The organism is Massilia jejuensis (assembly GCF_042656795.1).
GTDB classification, from domain to species: Bacteria; Pseudomonadota; Gammaproteobacteria; order Burkholderiales; family Burkholderiaceae_D; genus Telluria; species Telluria jejuensis.
In genome coordinates this window covers 1-2,962 of record NZ_JBHSMS010000018.1, presented here as the reverse complement: position 1 = coordinate 2,962, position 2,962 = coordinate 1, and the positions used below count along the sequence as shown (strand labels likewise).

Annotated in this window: 1 protein-coding gene and 1 pseudogene; one reads left to right on the top strand and one right to left on the bottom strand. The window is 57.5% G+C overall.

Translation table 11 applies throughout. From position 1 onward, the window contains the following. Positions 1-427: 427 nt before the first annotated feature. Positions 428-1,060: pseudogene (locus ACFPOU_RS05175) on the bottom strand (FAD-dependent oxidoreductase); the annotation flags it as partial. Between the two features lie 1,195 nt (positions 1,061-2,255). Between ACFPOU_RS05175 and ACFPOU_RS05170 the strand changes: the two are divergent. Next, positions 2,256-2,585 (top strand): hypothetical protein, encoded by a 330-nt coding sequence (locus tag ACFPOU_RS05170; RefSeq protein WP_379717900.1) that lies wholly within the window; start codon positions 2,256-2,258, stop codon positions 2,583-2,585. Positions 2,586-2,962 lie beyond the last annotated feature (377 nt).

Here is a 2,962-nt window from a genome sequence, read left to right as displayed (position 1 = left end):
GCGAATCGTTTTGTTCGTCAGCAGCAGAGAGATGAGATTATGCAGCGTTTCGCGATTTTCGTCAACTTCTTTTTTTCCACTTCGCTGCTGCTCGCAAAGAAATTACGCATCTAACACCTTGATTACGTTAACGTTTTGCAGACAGCGCCCAAGCGGACGCGAATTATAGCCAGGCGCTATCCCACTTGGCAAGTGCTTTCCACGATACGGGTGCTTCGGCCTCCAACTCGATGTGATTAATTCCTCAAGAAAATAATCGCGCAATCACCCGAGTATTCTGGCGTCGGTCAGGATGACCTGCCGGTACCGGGACTGCGTCTTTCCTGGTGCTCAGCCCATCCCTGTCGAAGTCGCGCTCCTTCCCGACATCAGACAAGTTGATGGAATGGGGGCGCATGTCCTGCCTGGCAAGTCGATGAAATGCGGCCTATCCTGCACAGCCCGACAGCTGCTTGACGTCCTTGAAGAAGGACTGTGCACACAATTTCAACCCTTCGACCATGGTCAGATAGGGGAATAGCTGGTCGCCCAATTCCTGCACGGTCATTCCATTGCGTATAGCCAGCGTCGCCGTCTGTATCATCTCGCCAGCGTCGGCTGCCAGTATCTGGGCGCCGAGCAGGCGGCCAGTCTGTCTGTCGGCTACCAGCTTTATAAAGCCGACCGTGTCGAAGTTGGCTAATGCACGAGGCACATTGTCAAGAGTCAGAGTCTGACTGTTCACGTCAAGCTTCCACGCTTCGGCCTCCTGCTCGGTAAGTCCAGCAGTCCCGACTTGCGGGTCAGGGAAGACAACGCCAGGCACCACAGAGAGGTCGAGGACCGCGTCGCCTCCCAGCATATTGCGCGCTGCGCGCGTGCCGGCCGCGGCAGCTACATAGACATATTGTGGCTGGTTGTTGCAGTCGCCGGCCGCGTAGATGTGCGGGACAGATGTACACATGTGCGTATCGATAACGACCGCTCCGATCGAATCGACCTCGACTCCAGCAGCATTCAACCCTAGCCCAGCCGTATCGGCGTGCCGGCCCGTCGCGACCAGTAGCCGGTCGCCACGCAGGGTTCGGTTTCCGATGTCGAGAGGTCGTCGAAGGTCACAACAGCCTCTTTCTTCGCATAATCGGATTTAGTACGCCTAACAAAACCCTGTGGTTGCTCAGCAGGCAACAGCCGAGTACACTGAGCCGTGCCGACCGTCCGCAATCGGCCCAGGCTGTGTAAAAACGCAAAACGGACAACAGGCCGGCGACACTCGGCCTCTCAGAACGCTCTCCAAGGCGTTTTCTCAAGGTCGGGAATGGTAAAGAGACCCCTGAAAACGCCCAGATCTCGCGTTTTTACACAGCCTGGGCCAGGAGCGGACGTTTAACCTCGGCTTCCTTACCCTAACGCCTCTTAGAAAAAATGATGAATCCACGCCGGGTCCACGAGCTGATGACCGCAAACTTCCCGCCGGTCGAACTGGTCAAGCTGGAGTGGGTAAACGTGCTTGAGGCTGATGGGACAATCGCAGTTCAGCCCTCGACGCGTTGATTAGCAAATTCATTCACGCAGATGACATTCTTGTTTAGGTAAGCAGGAAGCTCGGCGACCTCAAGTCACGGGACCAGGTGATCCCATACGTGCAGCAGCACGTTGGCAAAGGCCAAATCAGGATAGCTGATCGGGGCTTTCAGGGATATGTATTGATCGGGATGAACGGTGTGGCCGCTGGCTGGTCTTCCGTCTAGTTTTTTTGGATGAGAAGCCGCTAGCTACTCGTGGTCCGCTTCGGGTCGAAACCGGAAGTTCGGACGCCTTGCGGCTTGAGGCGGTCGGCCTCCTAAGCGGACAGGAAATAGAACGGAAAGCAATGGGGCGATTGCTGCCTGTCGTGACAGTCCGTCACTTGCAAGCGGCCATCCCTTCGGGACGCAAGACCCGGATAAATCGCTCTAGACGTGTCGCAAACTCCGCGCCCCGCCCACTGCTCAACCGGGCTAGTGTGCCGGCCTGGATGCTAAAGCCACAGGTCAGCACACTCAGTTAAAAGGGTCTGCAGGAAAAGCGGTAAATCGCGCGGCGATAGCTGTTCCAGCCAGTTTAGGCCCCGCCACGGCGTTTTCACGTTGTGGTACATGTCGCGCATCCATCTCACTGGCGCTAGCTCCGAGCAGGGCGTCGTCGGCGAGGCAGAATGTGTATGCTTTGCAGGGCGTTGCGGCGTGCAGTTGGCCGAAGTGCCTTTTTTCTATCGCGAACACGGGAGGTTTTGAATGGAATCGAGCCGGCTGGAACAATTGGAGCAGGGTTTGCGCAACGTGCTGCGCCTGATCGAGCGCGACGAGACGGGACAATCCGGCGAACTGGCGCGCGAGCACCCGGCCGCGGGCGCCGCCGAGGAATGCGAAGTGATGCTCCCGGAGCCGCTGACCCTGGCCGCGTTATCCGAGACTGTGCGCCATAAAATCGACACGGTGCAAGTGCTCCTCACCCGCGCGCGCGAACACGAGCAGTTGCAGCCGGACGCGCAACTGGCCGCCGATGAGGGCTACATGGCCAGCACCGACGAGCTGGCAGACGCCAAGGCGGCGCAGAACGGTTGAGGATCGCCAGGAATGATCATCGCCGCCTCGATTCACCTTATCGTACGATTTCCGTCTCTTCCTGTAGATGCTTTTGACTGAGAGTCAAGATCGTTGCCACGTGCAACGAGGCTGGCATACGAGCCCGGTTGAGCGGTGGGCGGGCTGAACGATAAAGAACAGCGCATCCTCAAAGAAGCGGCCGAAATTCTCTCCGTCTTGGCGACCCGGTTCGACGGCGCCGGGAAGGAAAAGGAAGAAAGTGCTCGACGCAAGGGGGGCAATGGAAGTGAAGGTACACGCAGCCATGCGAGGAAACTTTGCTACGCTCACTGAGGTGTACTGTCAATAGCGGACACTCGTGTTTCAAGCCGCCTGCGCCTGTTTGCTAAAGGATT